This window comes from Phaeobacter sp. CAU 1743 (assembly GCF_039839315.1).
GTDB classification, from domain to species: domain Bacteria; phylum Pseudomonadota; class Alphaproteobacteria; order Rhodobacterales; family Rhodobacteraceae; genus Phycobacter; species Phycobacter gallaeciensis_A.
On the sequence record NZ_JBDOQR010000083.1, the window covers coordinates 1 to 16,175 of the forward strand.

The 16,175-nt window shown below is 60.7% G+C and carries 15 protein-coding genes; 9 read left to right on the plus strand and 6 right to left on the minus strand.

Annotated elements, in window-relative coordinates:
• Positions 1-215: 215 nt before the first annotated feature.
• The gene (locus AAFO90_RS21600) at positions 216-1,055 is read left to right on the plus strand and encodes a DUF817 domain-containing protein (protein WP_347510733.1); all 840 of its coding nucleotides are present in this window, start codon (positions 216-218) and stop codon (positions 1,053-1,055) included.
• Between the two features lie 5 nt (positions 1,056-1,060).
• Here the strand turns inward: AAFO90_RS21600 and AAFO90_RS21605 are convergent, their stop codons facing one another.
• The gene (locus tag AAFO90_RS21605; protein ID WP_065270651.1) at positions 1,061-1,426 is read right to left on the minus strand and encodes a hypothetical protein; all 366 of its coding nucleotides are present in this window, start codon (positions 1,424-1,426) and stop codon (positions 1,061-1,063) included.
• A gap of 115 nt (positions 1,427-1,541) precedes the next feature.
• Between AAFO90_RS21605 and AAFO90_RS21610 the strand changes: the two genes are divergently transcribed.
• Complete coding sequence (locus AAFO90_RS21610; protein ID WP_274867156.1) at positions 1,542-2,300, plus strand: alpha/beta fold hydrolase; 759 nt, start codon at positions 1,542-1,544, stop codon at positions 2,298-2,300.
• 57 nt (positions 2,301-2,357) lie between these two features.
• On the opposite strand, the gene AAFO90_RS21615 is transcribed toward AAFO90_RS21610, so the two are convergent.
• The 4 genes from AAFO90_RS21615 to AAFO90_RS21630 form a co-directional block, all read right to left on the minus strand.
• The gene (locus AAFO90_RS21615; RefSeq protein WP_065270653.1) at positions 2,358-2,750 is read right to left on the minus strand and encodes a rhodanese-like domain-containing protein; all 393 of its coding nucleotides are present in this window, start codon (positions 2,748-2,750) and stop codon (positions 2,358-2,360) included.
• A 190-nt stretch (positions 2,751-2,940) separates the two neighbouring features.
• Positions 2,941-4,614, minus strand: a complete 1,674-nt coding sequence (locus AAFO90_RS21620; RefSeq protein WP_347510723.1) for a TIGR01244 family sulfur transferase — start codon at positions 4,612-4,614, stop codon at positions 2,941-2,943.
• Positions 4,615-4,811: 197 nt separating this feature from the next.
• Complete coding sequence (locus AAFO90_RS21625) at positions 4,812-5,498, minus strand: Crp/Fnr family transcriptional regulator (protein ID WP_347510724.1); 687 nt, start codon at positions 5,496-5,498, stop codon at positions 4,812-4,814.
• The gene (locus AAFO90_RS21630; protein ID WP_347510725.1) at positions 5,495-5,953 is read right to left on the minus strand and encodes an Rrf2 family transcriptional regulator; all 459 of its coding nucleotides are present in this window, start codon (positions 5,951-5,953) and stop codon (positions 5,495-5,497) included. Before AAFO90_RS21630 ends, AAFO90_RS21625 begins: the two co-directional genes overlap by 4 nt.
• Positions 5,954-6,201: 248 nt before the next feature.
• On the opposite strand from AAFO90_RS21630, the gene AAFO90_RS21635 reads away from it, so the two are divergent.
• Positions 6,202-7,797 (plus strand): class I SAM-dependent methyltransferase, encoded by a 1,596-nt coding sequence (locus AAFO90_RS21635; protein WP_347510726.1) that lies wholly within the window; start codon positions 6,202-6,204, stop codon positions 7,795-7,797.
• A gap of 15 nt (positions 7,798-7,812) precedes the next feature.
• On the opposite strand, the gene AAFO90_RS21640 is transcribed toward AAFO90_RS21635, so the two are convergent.
• Positions 7,813-8,847: an AraC family transcriptional regulator ligand-binding domain-containing protein gene (locus AAFO90_RS21640; RefSeq protein WP_347510727.1), complete on the minus strand. Its 1,035-nt coding sequence runs from the start codon at positions 8,845-8,847 to the stop codon at positions 7,813-7,815.
• A gap of 105 nt (positions 8,848-8,952) precedes the next feature.
• On the opposite strand from AAFO90_RS21640, the gene AAFO90_RS21645 reads away from it, so the two are divergent.
• The 6 genes from AAFO90_RS21645 (at position 8,953) to AAFO90_RS21670 (ending at position 15,588) form a co-directional block, all read left to right on the plus strand.
• Complete coding sequence (locus AAFO90_RS21645) at positions 8,953-10,722, plus strand: acyl-CoA dehydrogenase (protein ID WP_347510728.1); 1,770 nt, start codon at positions 8,953-8,955, stop codon at positions 10,720-10,722.
• Positions 10,723-10,794: 72 nt separating this feature from the next.
• The gene (locus AAFO90_RS21650) at positions 10,795-11,601 is read left to right on the plus strand and encodes a crotonase/enoyl-CoA hydratase family protein (RefSeq protein WP_274867162.1); all 807 of its coding nucleotides are present in this window, start codon (positions 10,795-10,797) and stop codon (positions 11,599-11,601) included.
• Between the two features lie 331 nt (positions 11,602-11,932).
• The gene (locus tag AAFO90_RS21655) at positions 11,933-12,268 is read left to right on the plus strand and encodes a hypothetical protein (protein WP_347510729.1); all 336 of its coding nucleotides are present in this window, start codon (positions 11,933-11,935) and stop codon (positions 12,266-12,268) included.
• Between the two features lie 308 nt (positions 12,269-12,576).
• On the plus strand, positions 12,577-13,605 hold the full coding sequence (locus AAFO90_RS21660; protein WP_347510730.1) for a glycosyltransferase family 2 protein: 1,029 nt from the start codon (positions 12,577-12,579) through the stop codon (positions 13,603-13,605).
• The gene (locus tag AAFO90_RS21665) at positions 13,592-13,984 is read left to right on the plus strand and encodes a GtrA family protein (RefSeq protein ID WP_347510731.1); all 393 of its coding nucleotides are present in this window, start codon (positions 13,592-13,594) and stop codon (positions 13,982-13,984) included. The genes AAFO90_RS21660 and AAFO90_RS21665 overlap by 14 nt, the downstream gene beginning before the upstream one ends.
• A complete protein-coding gene (locus AAFO90_RS21670) occupies positions 13,981-15,588 on the plus strand; it encodes a hypothetical protein (RefSeq protein WP_347510732.1) in 1,608 nt (535 codons plus the stop codon). The genes AAFO90_RS21665 and AAFO90_RS21670 overlap by 4 nt, the downstream gene beginning before the upstream one ends.
• Positions 15,589-16,175: the final 587 nt, after the last annotated feature.

The following is a 16,175-nucleotide window of genomic DNA, read 5'->3' on the forward strand; positions in this document are numbered from 1 at the left end:
CGATCCTGAAGTTCTTTCGGGAGACCCTGCCCAACCAGTGGGAAACCTTCCGAAACCAAGTGTCAGATAGCTTCAGGGTCGTCACTCACGAAAAATTTCGGGTTTTGGCGTAAGCACGGTATAACCATTTATTTTGTTTGAGATCTTGTAACATGGCGAATTTTCCCGCCGGTCCCAACCGCACCCGCCGCCTTGAACGCCGACTTGGCGATGCCATGCGGGCCCGCCTGCCCTTTGCCGTGGCGGAATTTGTTATGTTCGGTCTCAAGCAAGCCTGGGCTGCCATATTCGGAGCCTTGCTCCTGTTCGGCATTCTCTTCAGCAATCACATCTGGCAGCCGGACTGGGTGCTCGCGCGCTATGACGCGCTGCTGATGTACGCGCTGGCCTTGCAGGCGTTGCTTTTGTGGACCGGGATGGAAAGCTGGCGCGAAGTTCGTGTGATCCTGCTGTTTCACCTGACCGGCACCGCAATGGAGATCTTCAAGGTCCATATGGGCAGTTGGAGCTATCCGGGCGACGGTCTGTTCAAGATATATCAGGTACCGGTTTTCTCCGGCTTCATGTATGCCTCGGTGGGCTCCTATATGGCGCGGGTTATCCGGCTGTTCGATATGCGCTTTGCCCCCTATCCGCCCTACTGGATGCCCCTTCTGCTTGCGGCGGCGATCTATGGCAATTTCTTCGCCCATCACTTCCTGCCGGACATGCGCGTCGCGCTTTTTGCGGCAACGGTGATCATTTTCCTGCGTACCCGTATCTGGTTCACCATCGGCCATAACCGCTATTGGATGCCCCTCCCGCTTGCGGCCTTTCTGTCCAGCTTCTTCCTGTGGCTGGCTGAAAACATCGGCACCGGCACGCGCACCTGGCTTTATCATGGGCAGGCTCCGACAGATTGGGTGAGCCTTGCCAAGATGGGGTCTTGGTATCTGCTGCTCTACGTAAGCTTTGCCACGGTTACCCTGGTTTTCCGCGAAGCGCTGAGCAACAAGCCGCTGCACGCCTCGCGTCCCCGTGTCAAAGACCCCACCGGCGCAGCAAAGGCGCCCTAGCTGCGCTAGACGAACCCACGCCAGCGCAACACGAGGATCAGCAGCGCCACGACGGCCAGCAGGGAAAACGCCATGCTGCCCAGCATCTGCAACAGCCGGTCCTTGCGCCGCTCCGCCAGATTGATGCTGCGCAGATGAGCCGTAACCTCGCGGCTGGCTCCATGCAGCGCCGCCTGATCCAGCGTCAGGCTCAGCTTCGGATGCTCCAGCAGCGGCAGGGCTTCGGCCAGTCTCATCCCCTGTCGGTAGATCCGCCGCGGCAACTGGCGGCGCGCCTTGCGTAGGGCCAAAGGCAGATCACCCGAGGCCTGCGTACGCTCGGCCAGCAGGCTGCGGATTTCTTCGATTTCCTCAAGGACGGTCTGTGACATCGTTCTGGGCTCCGGTCTGGCGGCGTCCTGCCTGCCAAGGCGCAACCTACCGCGTTCACATAGCTGGCTCAATGGGGCTGGCGCCGCTGCGCCATCGCGTTTATCACCTGCCCCCATGCTGAACACGATCCTGCACGGTACCCCGACTGACCGCCCGCCACTTCTGATCGCCCACGGGCTTTATGGCTCGGCCCGTAACTGGGGCGTCATTGCCAAACGCCTGTCCGATGAGCGCCAGGTGATCGCAGTGGATATGCGCAACCATGGCAACAGCCCCTGGAGCGACAGCCACAGCTATCCCGATATGGCCGAGGATCTGGCCGAGGTGATCGCGGCCCACGGCGGACAGATGGATGTGATCGGCCACTCGATGGGCGGCAAGGCCTCGATGATGCTGGCGCTGCTGCACCCGCAGGCGGTGCGGCGCCTGCTGGTCGCCGACATTGCCCCGGTCAGCTATACCCACAGTCAGATCCAGTTCATCGAAGCCATGCGGCAGGTGGATCTGGAACAGGTGACGCGTCGCTCGGATGCCCATGCACAGCTAGCTAAACTGGGTGTGGAACCAGCTTTGCAGAGCTTCTTCACGCAATCGCTTGATATTCAGGGAAAACGCTGGCTACTGAACCTTGATGCGCTGGCCAATCATATGCCCGACATCATGTCCTTTCCGCAGGTTGAGGCCAGCTGGGACGGGCTTGCGCTGTTTCTGTCCGGCGCCAATTCGGACTATGTGCTGCCGGAGCACAGGCCGCAGATCCGGGCCAAGTTCCCCAACGCACGGTTCGCCAAGATCCCCGATGCCGGGCACTGGCTGCATGCAGAAAACCCGCGCGCCTTTGAACAGACGGCGCGGGCCTTTTTCAACGCCTGAACAGGCTGTGTCATGATCCGGGCCACCCTGATCCTGGAACGGCCCGGATGATCGCGATTACATGCCCTTGTCGACCGGCTCTTCGATCGAGGCACCCGCTGCTGCCCAATCGGACAGGCCGCCGGTGTTGTAAACGGTTTCATAGCCCATATCCTTGAGCAGCTTGCCCGCAAGGGCCGCCCGGCCACCGCTGGCACAATGCAGCAAGATCGGACGATCCATCTTCAGGGTGTCGTCGTGGAACGGGCTGGCCGGATCGGCGCGGAATTCCAGCATGCCGCGGGGGATATGGTGCGACCCCCGCACCCGGCCATTGGCCGACAGTTCCGGCGCATCACGGATATCCAGCAGCAAGGCGCCTTGCTCCAGCAGTTTCTGCGCCTCTTCCACCGGCAGGCGCTCCACGGCGGCGTTGGCGTCTTGCATCATCTGTTGCAGAGTCAGGGGCATGACAGTTTCCTTTTCTTGATCAGCAGGTTCAGCCGCCCATCCATCATCGGCGGCTCCTCTCGCAGCACGCTACGCGCGAAGGCATCCGGGCAGCAACCCCGCAAAGGCCGCGCCTCAACCAGCCGTGATCCCCGCCCTGCCGAAAGTGTGCCCACGCCAACCGGAACAAGGTTGCCGTGGGTCGGTTTCCTCAGCGCGCGCTGATCTTTTCCGGTTTCGCCATCCATTCGCGCCCCTTCAGCATGGCCTTCCAGTAGATCGGCGGCAGGATCTTCTCCTTCAGCAGCCAGGCTGTGCGCGAAGGCTTGGTGCCGTCCAGCAGGAACTTCGGGAAACTCGGCAGCATGGCGCCGCCATAGCCGAACTCGGCCAAGACGATCTTGCCGCGTTCCACCGTCAGCGGACAGGAGCCATAGCCATTGTATTGCGCGACCGGCGCCTTGCCTTCGATATCCGCCGCCAGGTTTTCCGCCACGATGGGCGCCTGAATGCGTGCCGCGGCAGCGGTTTTGGCATTTGGCGCGTTCATCACATCGCCCAGCGACCAGATATTGTCATAGCGCGTGTGGCGCAGCGTGGACTGATCCACATCGACCCAGCCTGCGGCATCGGCCAGCGGCGACACCCGGATGAAATCCGGCGCCGTCTGCGGCGGGCAGACATGCATCATGTCGAACTCCATCTCGACCCGCTCGACTGGGGTGTCCGGCTTGGCCACATCAAACCAAGCTTTGCGTGCCTCGCCATCGACCGCCACCAGATTGTGGAAGAAGTTCAGATGGGCGCCGTATTTCTTCACGTAGCCTTCCAGCGCAGGCACGTAATCCTTCACGCCAAACAACACACCACCGGCATTGTTGAACTGAATGTCGATATCCTTCAGCACCCCATTGCGCAGCCAGGCATCACCCGACAGGTACATCGCCTTTTGCGGCGCCCCGGCGCATTTGATCGGCATCGGAGGCTGGGTGAAGATGGCCCGCCCCTTTTTCAGACCGCGCACCAGCTCCCAGGTGTAGGGCGCCAGATCGTAGCGGTAGTTCGAGGTAACCCCATTCTTGCCCAGCGTTTCAACCAACCCTTCGACCTTGTGCCAGTCCAGCTTCAGCCCCGGACAGACCACCAGACGGTCGTATTTCACCACCCGGCAGCCATCCAGAACGACGGCATCGTCCTTGGGCTCAAAGGCCGCGACCGCCGCCTTGATCCAATGCACGTCCTTGGGGATCAGCGATCCCATGGTCCGCACCGTGTCTTGCGCGTCAAAGATACCGCCACCGACCATGGTCCAGCCCGGTTGATAATAATGGATATCCGCCGGGTCGATGATCGCGATATCAAGATCCGGCTTGCGGGATTTCAGGCTGGAGGCCACCGAGATCCCGGCCGCGCCGCCGCCGACGATGACCACGTCGAACCGCGCATCCGCCCGGTCGGTCGGCGTTTTGCCGCCATTGGCAATCCGGCGCACAACCCCGCCCATGTCATAGCCAGCCGCATTGGTCGTGGCGAGGATATCCGCAACGCTGAGCCGGTCGGCCTGCGACAGCGACCACAAGGTTGCCGAGCGGGTGCCCGAGCGGCAATAGGCCAGCACCGGCCCCGGCAACTCCGTCAGGGCCGCACCGAACCCGGCGGCATCCGCGTCGCTGACCTTGCCCGACACGATCGGCAGGTAGCGCGCCTCAAGCCCCAGCTTTTCAGCCGCAGCCTGAATTTCGTCAAAGGTGGGCTGATCCGCCCCCTCCCCGTCCGGCCGGTTGCAGATGATCGCCCGATACCCCGCATCGCGGATCGCGGGCAGGTCCGCGATGGTGATCTGCGGGCTGACCGACAGGCCGCTGGTCAATGTCTTGAAGTCCATGGTGTCTCCTCACGTCTGGTGGCGCGCGACCAGCAAAACCAGCCCGTGCAGCTCCCGAAAGTCAGATCACCGGACCTGACATCGGCAAACACTGCAGCCCCCTCTCACAAAACTACATTCATTTTATAAGTTTTTACGCTACACCCGTCGGTGACTTAGTCACCAAAGCCGCAGATGCCGGACATCACCCCAGGGCATCACGCCTTTGCGGCGTCTTCCGCCAGGCTCAGCAGAGCCCCGCGATCCTGAATATGGACGCTTCCCCGCGCCTGCCGAATCCATCCGCGGCGCTGGAATTCCTGCAATTGCCGCGACACCACCTCGCGGGCGGTGCCCAGTTCGACGGCGAGCCGCTGGTGCGTGGTCTCGATCCGGTCATCGCCTTTGGAAATCTCCAGCAGCCGCTGCGCCAGCCGCACGTCCATCCGCTGGAAGGCGATTTCATCGATCACCAGAAACAGATCGGTAATCCGCCGCGAAAAGGCGGTGAAGACAAAATTCCGGAACGAGGATGACTGCGCCACCAGATCGTCAAAAACCAGACGTGGCACGGCGGCGGCCCGCACCTCGGTTTCCGCGATACCTTCGGCGGAATATTCCGCATAGCCCATCAGGCAGGCGGTGGTGAGAACGCAGCTTTCGCCGCCGCCCACACGGTAGAGGACGATCTCACGGCCACTGTCCGACAAATGCTGAACCCGGACGGTGCCTTCCAGCAGGAACAGCATATGCTCGGCCGTTTTGCCCGGCCCAAACAGAACAGTCCCCGCAGGCACATCGATCAGGGTGCTGCGCTGTAGCAGCACCTGTCTGGCCGGGGTTTCCAGCTGCGAAAGACCGGGGAACAGATCGACCCAATCCCGGCTTTCGCTCTCCGCCGTCACGTTGCGCTCTCCGGTCGGGGGTCCAGCGGCGCGATCCGGGCCAATAGGTCGCCCCTGTTCGAAGCGATATCTGCGATGGTCACTTCTTCCAGCACCGCCATGAAGGCCCGGGTAGCCTCCTGAATCTTTCGGGAGAGTTTGCAAACCCCCATCAGCGGGCAGGTATTCTTATCGGGGTTGAAACACTCCACCACTTCCATCGACCCCTCGGTCAGGCGCACCACATCCGCGACCACGATTTCGTGAGCAGGCCGCCCCAGACGAAAACCTCCGCCGCGCCCGCGCTGGGTCTGCAGGTAGCCCGCCTTGCCCAGTTCATGCACGATTTTCACCACGTGGGGGCGCGACAGCCCATGGATCTGCACCATGTCCTCGACCCGCACCAATGCGGGCGCCTTCAGCGTTGCCAACTGCAGGGAACGCAAGGCATAATTGGTATATCTGGTCAGCTTCATGATTGTCTCCCCGGCGCCGCAGGATACGCAGCAGGGCCATTATAGGACCGCAGTCACGGCAGCGAAAGTGCGCCCCCAGCGCACGCACGCTCCCGCTCCTGCCATGCGGCCAAACCGGCGTATCCACCCTGAACCGCGAGGCCGAAAAATGCTGAGCGGCATTAACTCTATTATCACAAGTTTTATGAAATTTGTGAGCCAGCACGTCACGCTGCATTCGAACAAACCTCGGACCAACAAGGCGCAATATGAACGACTGGACTTCCGGCTATGTGGCCGATCTTGATTACACACATGACTTTTTTCGCGAACTGGCGCCGTCCCACCTCGCCTTCTGCGCCGTCTCTCAAGGGAAGAAACACGGGCTGAACCGATCCAAGCTGACCTATTGTGAACTGGGCTGCGGTCAGGGGGTTTCGGCAAATCTTCTGGCAGCCGCCAACCCGCATATCGAATTCCACGCCATGGATTTCAATCCAGCCCATATGGTTGGCGCAAGAGAGCTCGCCAAAGAGGCCGAGCTCGAAAACATGCATTTCCACGAACAGTCGTTCGAAGACTTCGCCAATGCCCCCGGCCTGCCCGAGACCTTTGATGTCATCGCCCTGCACGGGGTCTACAGCTGGGTGTCCAGAGAAAACCAGCAGCATATCCTCGACTTCCTGTCGAAGCGGCTGAAATCCGGCGGCATGGTCTACATCAGCTACAACACACAACCGGGCTGGGCGGCGGCCGTGCCCCTGCGCCGCACCCTGGTGGACCGCACGGCGCAAGGCAGTGGTCCCCTAGCCGAGCGGATCAGCGATGCGATCCATCACCTGGAACAACTGGATCAGGCCGGAGCGGGGTATATTTCCTCGAACCCGTCGCTGTCCGCATGGATTGAAAAGATCAAGAACATGTCGCCCAACTATCTGGCGCATGAGTATCTCAACAGGGACTGGACCCCGTTCCATTTCGCCGATGTGGCCAGCGACATGTCCCAGGCCAAACTGTCCTTCATGGCCTCGACCGATCCGATGGATCATCTGGACGACGTGTCATTTTCCGCCGAGCAGCTGGCCCTTCTGAACGCGGAAACCGATCCGGTGCGCCGTCAGGGCCTGCGGGATCTTTTGCTGAACGAGCAATTCCGCACCGACCTGTTTATCCGTGGGGAACTGCCCCACACGGCACGCGGCGCCATCGGCGCCTGGTTTGAAACCACGCTGGCGCTGTCGCGCCGCTATGGCGGTGGGCGACTGACCTTCAAGGGGCGTCAGGGAGACCTGCCGCTGCAACCAGAGCAATACGCGCCGGTGCTGACGGCGCTGCAGGACGGCCCGCTAACGGTCCGCGATCTGCTGGATCAGGGCGCCTTCGGGCAAAACACATGGGAGGCCATCACCCGTATCCTGACCGTTCTGATCGGCGCAGGCCACATCACCCCCTGCTTGCCGCAGGAAGGTCTGGAAGAACGCGCCGCACATTGCCGCGCCTTCAATACCGCCGTGTGCAAACGCGCTGAAGACAGCGAAACCCTGCGCTTTCTGGCTTCACCCGTGACTGGCGGCGGCATCGAAATGGACCGGTTTGAACAGCTGTTCCTGCTGGCCCGCAGCGAAGGGCTGGAAACGCCGAATGAATGGGCAGAGTTGGCCTGGCAGATCCTCGCGCCGCAAGGCTATCGGCTGCATGCCGATGGCCGTATTCTGGAAACACCCGAGGAAAACCTTGCGGTTCTGCGGGTGCGGGCCAACACATTTGCAGCCCAGCGCCTGCCGCTCTGCGAAAGCCTCGGCCTCACGCTTGAGCCACCAATGCCGAACCCAGAGGCCCAGCCCCACTCGCAGGCTGTCGCCTGACGGGGCCAACGGCTCCTACACATCCGACCTCCGGTAGCTGCCGGGGGTCGTACCCGTCCAGCGTTTGAAAGCGCGGTGGAAATTCGCGGCAGAGGCAAAGCCCACGTCCTGCGACACCGCCTCGATGCTCTTTGCCCCAAGTGACAGATCGCGGACGGCAATATCGCGCCGCAAACCGTCCTTGATCTCCTGAAACGAAGTGTTTTCGGCATCAAGACGCCGGATCAGCGTGCGGGGCGTCAGGTTCAGCGCACGCGCCGCATCTTCCAGATTGCAACTCAGCCGCTCTGATTGCAGCAGCAGCTCACGCACGCGCAGCATCACCGCATGCTCCCGGAAGCTGGTAAAGATCCAGTCCCGCGGCGCCCGGATCAGAAACTCCTGCATCTCGGCCTCGCTGCGCGACACTGGCAGCCGGTCCAGCGTTCCTTCGAAGGTCAGCGAGGAACTCACCTCACCAAACCTGACCGGCGCGGGAAACAGGATAGGGTAATCCTCCGCAAACTCAGGCTTTTGGAAGGCAAAGCTGACCTCCCGCAGTGGCAACTCTCGCCCCGCCACCCATGAGGCAATCCCATGGGCAAGCTTCAGCAATAGCATATGCCCGAACCTGTTCTGGCCGCCATCGCCCTGCGGCTCCAGAACAATCTGCAGCCTGTCCTCTCCGGTCTCAAGCCGCACGCGGCAATCATCCAGGACTAAGTTCCAGAACGAGCTAAAGCGAAACAAGGCCGCCGAAAGCGACGACGCCCCGAGCACCGAGGTACAGAGCAGTTTCAGCGCCCCAGACCGGACCGGGCGGCTCCACAACCCCATCATTTCATCGCCGGTTTCACTGGCCACCAACTGGTAAAGCCGCACGATCTGGTCATGGGTGACACGCCCCAACGGCTGCGCCGCATCATCCAATCCGATCTGATCAAGGAATCCTACAAGCTGGCCCGGCGCGCAATGCACCCGCAAGGTCGACAGCCAATCTTCGAGAAAGGCCCGCGATACCGTCGGCAGGATCAGTGCGCCCTGCGCATGTTCCGGGGGGAGCGGCGACATGGTATTTGTCACTTTTAGCAAGTTTCGCGTCCACAGAGGATATAGACCACACTTAGAGCAATGTCTATCTGGCGGGAATGGCAACCGCTAAAGAAAGGCCGCCCCATGACATTTGATGCCCCGGTCAAAGACATGATTTTCAATATCCAGCATCTTGCGGGATGGTCAGAGGTGACCAGCCTGCCTGCCTATGACGGGCTGGAACTCGAGGATGCGGCGGCTGCCCTCACCGAACTTGCTCGGTTCACGGCCGAAGAGATTGCCCCGCTCAACGCACCCGGCGACCAGTCCGGCGCACGTCTTGAAAATGGCCGGGTGATCCTGCCCGTTGGCTTTACCGAGGCCTATGGCAAGTTCGTCGAAATGGGCTGGCAAAGCCTGCCCCACCCGGAGGATTTCGGCGGTCAGGGCCTCCCCCGCGCCGTCGGCGCCGCCGCTACGGAAATGCTGAACGCCGCCAACATGAGCTTTGCCCTTTGCCCCCTGCTGACCGATGGCGCGGTCGAGGCGCTGCTGACAGCCGGGTCAGAGGAAACCAAGGCGATCTATCTTGAAAATCTGGTGTCCGGCAAATGGACCGGCACCATGAACCTGACCGAACCGCAGGCCGGCAGCGATCTGGCCCTGTTGCGCAGCCGCGCCGAACGGCAGGACGACGGCACCTATGCGATCACCGGCACCAAGATCTTCATCACCTATGGTGAGCATGACATGGCCGAAAACACCATTCATCTGGTGCTGGCCCGCACGCCTGATGCCCCCGCAGGCGTCAAAGGCATCAGCCTGTTTCTGGTGCCGAAATATATGGTCAATTCCGACGGCACCCCGGGCACGCGCAACGCCGTGAACTGTGCCAGCATCGAACACAAGCTGGGCATCACGGCCAGCCCGACCGCAGTCCTGAACTTCGAAGGCGCCACCGGCTTTTTGATCGGCGAAGAAAACTCCGGGCTACGCTACATGTTCGAGATGATGAACTCCGCCCGTTATGCCGTTGGTCTGCAAGGGGTTGCCATTGCCGAACGCGCCTATCAGCAGGCCATAAGTTTCGCCCGCGAACGCATTCAATCAAGCCCGGTCGATGGCTCCAGCCGCGAGGCGGTGGCAATCATCAACCACCCCGACGTCCGCCGCATGCTGATGCGCATGCGCGCAGTGACCGAAGGCGGCCGGGCGATGGCGGCCTTCACCGCCGGCTGGCAGGATCTGGCGAAACATTCCGCCGGCGGCGAAGAGCGCGCTGCAGCCACCGCAATCTCGGAGTTCCTGACACCGCTGGTCAAAGGTTTCTGCACCGAGATGGGCGTCGAGGTCGCCTCGACCGGGGTGCAGGTGCACGGCGGCATGGGCTTTATCGAGGAAACCGGCGCGGCCCAGCACTACCGCGACGCGCGCATCCTGCCGATCTATGAAGGCACCACCGCGATCCAGGCCAATGATCTGGTGGGCCGCAAGACCCTGCGCGATGGCGGCGAAACCGCGCTGCGGCTGGCCGGGATGATCGCGCAGACCGAGGCGGAGCTGGCGCAAGGCTCTGACGCGGCACAATCAGTTGGCACGCGGCTGACCAATGCGCGGCAAGCCTTTGAGGCTGTGGTTCGCCACATGGCCGCAACCGGCAAGGAAAACCCGAAGGCGGCGTTTGGCGCCGGGGTCCCCTATCTGATGCTGGCAGGCAATCTGGTTGCAGGCTGGCAGCTGGCGCGCTCCCTGATGGCTGCCGAAACCGCATTGCAGGTCGGCGAGGACCCGGCCTTCATGCAGGCCAAGATCGCCACGGCGCGTTTCTACGCCGATCACATCCTGATCGATGTCGGTGCGCAAGCTGACCGGATCCTCAATGGCTCGGACAGCCTGCTGGCCGCGGTGCTCTGACCTCCCCCAATCCATGGCAGGTGGCCCAAGGGGCCGCCGCCCTTTTCCCACATTTTCCGAAAGGACATCCCCATGACCGTCGAAATCGACATCTCCCGATTCACCAACCTGGCCATTGACGCGCAGGAGGATGGCGTCTGGGTGGTGACACTCAACCGGCCGACCAAACGCAACGCGTTGGATATCGACACCATCGAAGAACTGGTTGAGTTCTTCTCGCTGGCGCCGCGCGCGGGGGTCAAGGCAGTGGTGCTGGCTGGGGCTGGCGATCACTTTTGCGCTGGTCTCGACCTCATTGAGCACCACGACGAAGACCGCAGCCCGGCCGATTTCATGCACGTCTGCCTGCGCTGGCACGAAGCCTTCAACAAGATGGAGTACGGCGGCGTTCCGATCATCGCAGCCCTGCAGGGCGCGGTTGTTGGCGGCGGGCTGGAGCTGGCCAGCTCGGCCCATATCCGGGTGATGGACCAGACCACCTATTTCGCCCTGCCCGAAGGCCAGCGCGGCCTGTTCACCGGCGGCGGCGCCACCATCCGGGTCACCGATCTGGTCGGCAAATCCCGCATGATCGACATGATGCTGACCGGCCGGGTCTACAAAGGCCAGGAAGCCAGCGATCTGGGTCTCGCGCAATATATCGTCGAAGGCTCCAGCCTGGACAAGGCGATGGAACTTGCCCGCCGCGCTGCCGAGAACCTGCCCCTGTCGAACTTTGCCATCTGCTCGGCCGTCAGCCACATGCAGAACATGTCGGCGCTGGATGCAGCCTATGCCGAAGCCGTGGTGGCCGGCGTGGTGAACACCCAGCCCGACGCGCGCGCTCGCCTCGCGGCCTTTGCCGACAAAAGCGCCGCCCGCGTGCGCCCCGACAGCTGATCTCAGCCGCCCTTTGAAACTAATGGTCCGGGCGGCTCCGCCCGGACTACATGCCTCCCCGACCGCGCGTGCCGACGAGCGACGAATGCGCGCAGCTCGACAGAGAGCACATCGCAGCAGCTGGTGTCTCACAAATTGAAATCCCCCCGCTACGACAGACCAACTGTCTGTTCCGACGTTAAAATTCGGTACCACTTGCCCCAATCCGTCCACGGAACCCCCGGTTTCTGTAGGACATCCGGGACTATTTGCTCTAAATTGATCATCATAAATGCCTTGAACTTCACCTCGCCACCGGGTCCAAAGCCGTTGCTGGTTGGGAGAAGACAAGATGACCGCGATCGAAGGGTTTTACAGGGCCGAATTCATGACACCAGAACACCACGGGTTCGGTGTTCTGGCCATCGCGAATGGAACCGCCCGCGGGGGCGACTCGATCATGTCCTACGTTGGCAGTTGCGACTGCTCCGGCGGTGATGTGACCCTTGACCTGGAGGTCTGCCGCCATTCGCATCTGGGAAACATGCAGCCGATTTTCAAAACGGACTGTTGCACCCTGTGCATCACAGGCAAACAGATCGAAGGCGGCCGGATCGCTGGCACCGGACACAGCCCCGAAGCCCCTGACATTCCGTTCAAATTGATCCTGACAAAGCTGCGCGACTAGACAAGGCAACGCAGCGCGCGTTGGCCGGTACAACATGAGCGACCACCTCAGCCGTGCCTGCCTGCAATTGTTGCGCTGTGCCGATCAAACAGGCTCAGATCCTGCAACTGTGCGCCCGAATTCCCTCAAAGGTCACAGGTTCAAAGCCTTCCCGCACCAGCGATTGACGCCAAAAGGGCTCCTGTCTACCGTTCGATAAGTTTTCTGTTCTAGTCTGCGCGGGTGCCCCAATGTTCTTTAGCGATTTTCGCGCCAATTGATCAGACGCGACCATCATGAATTTTCACCCTCAAAATGCGTCAAGGCCCATGGAACCCCAAGACACTTGCGACCTTTCCATCGTTGTTCCCGTGTTCAACGAAGAAGAGGCGATTTCGGTTTTCCTTGCTGCCCTCGCCCCGATCCTGAACTCGCTGGATCTGGCCGCCTACGAGGTGGTTTTTGTCGATGATGGCTCGACGGATCGCACCATCGAAGCCATCGAAGCCGCGCAACAGGAGCACCCGTTCACCAAGCTGGTCAGCCTGTCGCGCAATTTCGGCAAAGAAGCCGCACTGACTGCGGGGCTGGAATGGAGCCGCGGTGCCGCAGTCGTGCCGATGGACGTTGACCTGCAGGACCCGCCAGAACTGTTGGTGGAATTTGTCCGCCTGTGGCGCGACGAAGGCTATGAGGTCGTCTACGGCCTGCGGCAGGACCGCTCATCGGACAGCAGCGCCAAACGCAACTCGGCAGGCATATTCTATCGCGTCTTCAACATGGTGGCTGACCGCCCCATCGAACCGGATGCCGGTGATTTCCGCCTGATCACCCGCAAGGTTGTCGAGGCGACCCTGCAACTACGCGAACGTAATCGCTTCATGAAAGGGATCTTTTCATGGGTTGGCTACAAACGCATCGCGGTGCCTTATACGCGCCCGCCGCGCGCCGCTGGTGAAACCAAGTTCAACTACTGGAAACTGTGGAACTTTGCCCTTGATGGCATCACTGGATTTTCCACAGTGCCGCTGAAGCTCTGGACCTATGTCGGGGTCTTTGTTGCCTTTCTTGCATTCCTCTACACGGTCTATCTGGTCGGAACGACGCTGATGTTCGGCCGCGATGTCCCCGGTTATGCCTCGACTCTGGCGATTGTCTTGTTCCTCGGCGGTGTGCAGCTGATTTCGCTGGGTGTCATCGGTGAATACCTAGGACGCCTCTATCTGGAGGTCAAAGGACGGCCCATTTACCTTGTCAGAGGCACAATGGGGTTTGACACGGCCCAGCGCAGATCAAGCGGCCCACACCCTGTTGCCAGAGCAGTCCCCAAAACGGATTTCGACGATGAGGCGGTATAGGAACACGGCCGGAGAAGTCTTCCGGTTCGGCGTTGTCGGTGTCACGGCAACACTGGTGCATTTCCTTGTACTGAACGGTGCGGTTGGGGCCATCGGGGCGGTCCTGGCCAACGGCTTTGCCTTTTGCTGTGCGGTGGGTGTCACCTATTTCGGCCAATCCATCTGGGTGTTCAAACAGCAGCCGATGAATCTATATCGCCTACGCCGGTTTTTGGTGTCGGCTATCGGCGGGCTGGGGGCCAACATGGGCCTGATGGCCATTCTGGCCGAGGGCGTTGGCTGGCACCACAATCTCGTTTTTGCACTTTCGCTGGTCGTCGTTCCCTCATTTCTTTTTTTCCTCAACAAGTTCTGGGTTTTCAAAGGGACACCGCAATGACGTCGCAAGCATACGAGTCCACCGGAAAATCAACCATCTCCCTGGCCATCTGGGTGGGCGCAGTCCTTCTTGCGGCCCTGACCTTTAGGCTGGCCGGACTGACCACTGCCTCTATCTGGCTAGACGAGGCCTACAGCCTCTGGTTTGCGGCGCAGGACTGGGGGTATCTCTGGGGGGAGGTTCCGGCCTTTGAAACGCACCCACCCTTTTATTATTCGCTGCTCAAGCTTTGGATCGGCGCATTCGGCGACAGTGCGTTTTCGGTTCGCCTGCTGTCCACGCTGCTGAATCTCGCCACACTCCCCTTTGTCGCCGGGGCGGCATTCCTGCTGGGCGGAGCCGACCGGGGGCGCACCGCGGCGGTGTTGGCGACAGTTCTGTTCGCCTTCTCGGACAAGCAGATCCTGGCCTCTCAGGACGCGCGCCCCTATGCGCTGATGTCTCTGGCGCTTGCGATGATGCTGTATTCTGCAATCGCCATCATGAGGCAACCGGAACGCTCTGGCCTGTCGCTACCCCGGATGCTGCGCAGAGATCCTGCCATGTTCGCCACATATATCTGCCTGGCGTTTGGCTTTGCCCTGATGTGCTGGAGCCACAATATCGGCCCGCTGTTCTGTGTGATTTTTGGTACCGGCCTGCTGCTGTGGTGGGCACTCGAGCAACGGTCGCTGAACGTTTTCTGCAACGTTCTGTTTGCAGCCGTTCTCTCGGTTCTTCTTTATGCGCCGAACCTTCCCATTATCCTGATGCAGCTCAGCACCCTCGGGAACAACGGGTTCTGGTTGTTTGCGCCGTCGATCCGGGACGCCATAAAGGTGGCATTGCTGCTACCCATGGGCGTTTCCCTTGCCGCCGGGGCCTTTTTCCTGATCTGCGCAGCGATGGGGCTGGTCTATCTGTGGAGGGCGGCCTCTGCGGCGGGCCACAGCCGGATGATGGTGCTCATCTTGCCGCTGATGGCCGTCACCCCCGGCGCGGTCGCCTTTATCATGAGCCGTATTGCCCAGCCGATCTTTCTGGACCGGACACTGCAGTCATCGCAGATCCCTATCATCCTGATGATGGCCTTTGCCCCTTTCCTGATCGCAAAACTACGGCTGCCTGTCGTTGTCCTGCTTCTGTGTGGCACCGCCACAAGCAGCCTGACACCGCACGACAAGCCAAAGGAAAACTGGCGCACTGTGATCGCGAATGTCCAGCACCATGCGCAAGGGCGCACTGCAAAAGTCGTCGCATTTCCCGCCTCGGCAAAATTGCCCCTGCAGTACTATATCGATAAGAAGAACGTCCCGGTCGATCTTTATCCGCTGACCGGCGAATACCCGGTGCGCGGCCCGGAATACACCTACCCTGCCGGTGGTGGTGGCGTGCCAGAACTACGCTCCGAAGATATGCCCGGATTGCAGAAATGGCTTGGCGACAGTGAAACCGCCTGGTTCGTTTCGCGCCTTGGAGGGTTATTTGACCCCCAAGAACTGCTCACCATTTATGTCGAGACCAACTACCCCTGCAAGTTGCTGAGCATCGGTCATGCAAACCTCAGATCCCGTAAGAACGAACTCGGAACCTGCCCCGCCCCCATAAAAGCCCAGCCAGGGTAAGCAGTATAGCCGCATCAAGGCCGATATCAGATGGTCACTACCGACGGATCAGCGTGAAAGAAGGGCCAACGTAGCTGATGAGATATTCAAATGTGGAGGGAATGGTGGGTGATGAGAGACGGAAACAAACCAAAAATTACTGTAAGAATTCAGTTCCGCAGTGTCCCACGCCAGCAGTGAAACCCGGATATAGAAAACAATCACTTACAGAACCGGTGTCCCACGAAAACCATCTTCGCCCAGTCGGCAGCTGGCTGGCGGCATTGCTGTCTCCGCAGCCCCGGAAACTTGCTGGGGCTACGGTCTTAGGCCGCCATTTCCAGCGCTTCCGTTAGATATTTCGGCGCACCTTCCCCTGTGATCGATTTACCCCTCTCGGATCACATCCCAGGGGCCTTGATTGCTCGGCGGATTATGGAAACCCTCAAAGGTTTCCAGTTTTCCTGTCAGGCAGTGCGGAACGGGGATGTCCCGGTTGATGTTGAAGTTTGCCTGAAGGGTGGCGTTGCTTTCCCTGAGCCGTAGGCTCGGGGTGATCAAACCGAAAGGAAAGCAACACCATGAAGAAGACTACGACATCGCAGGCG

Bases quoted from the DNA above. Each gene is read 5' to 3' on its own strand.
- AAFO90_RS21600 (WP_347510733.1), top strand. From the start codon at position 216: ATGCGGGCCCGCCTGCCCTTTGCCGTGGCGGAATTTGTTATGTTCGGT.
- AAFO90_RS21605 (WP_065270651.1), bottom strand. From the start codon at position 1,426: ATGTCACAGACCGTCCTTGAGGAAATCGAAGAAATCCGCAGCCTGCTG.
- AAFO90_RS21610 (WP_274867156.1), top strand. From the start codon at position 1,542: ATGCTGAACACGATCCTGCACGGTACCCCGACTGACCGCCCGCCACTT.
- AAFO90_RS21615 (WP_065270653.1), bottom strand. From the start codon at position 2,750: ATGCCCCTGACTCTGCAACAGATGATGCAAGACGCCAACGCCGCCGTG.
- AAFO90_RS21620 (WP_347510723.1), bottom strand. From the start codon at position 4,614: ATGGACTTCAAGACATTGACCAGCGGCCTGTCGGTCAGCCCGCAGATC.
- AAFO90_RS21630 (WP_347510725.1), bottom strand. From the start codon at position 5,953: ATGAAGCTGACCAGATATACCAATTATGCCTTGCGTTCCCTGCAGTTG.
- AAFO90_RS21635 (WP_347510726.1), top strand. From the start codon at position 6,202: ATGAACGACTGGACTTCCGGCTATGTGGCCGATCTTGATTACACACAT.
- AAFO90_RS21640 (WP_347510727.1), bottom strand. From the start codon at position 8,847: ATGTCGCCGCTCCCCCCGGAACATGCGCAGGGCGCACTGATCCTGCCG.
- AAFO90_RS21645 (WP_347510728.1), top strand. From the start codon at position 8,953: ATGACATTTGATGCCCCGGTCAAAGACATGATTTTCAATATCCAGCAT.
- AAFO90_RS21650 (WP_274867162.1), top strand. From the start codon at position 10,795: ATGACCGTCGAAATCGACATCTCCCGATTCACCAACCTGGCCATTGAC.
- AAFO90_RS21655 (WP_347510729.1), top strand. From the start codon at position 11,933: ATGACCGCGATCGAAGGGTTTTACAGGGCCGAATTCATGACACCAGAA.
- AAFO90_RS21660 (WP_347510730.1), top strand. From the start codon at position 12,577: ATGGAACCCCAAGACACTTGCGACCTTTCCATCGTTGTTCCCGTGTTC.
- AAFO90_RS21665 (WP_347510731.1), top strand. From the start codon at position 13,592: ATGAGGCGGTATAGGAACACGGCCGGAGAAGTCTTCCGGTTCGGCGTT.
- AAFO90_RS21670 (WP_347510732.1), top strand. From the start codon at position 13,981: ATGACGTCGCAAGCATACGAGTCCACCGGAAAATCAACCATCTCCCTG.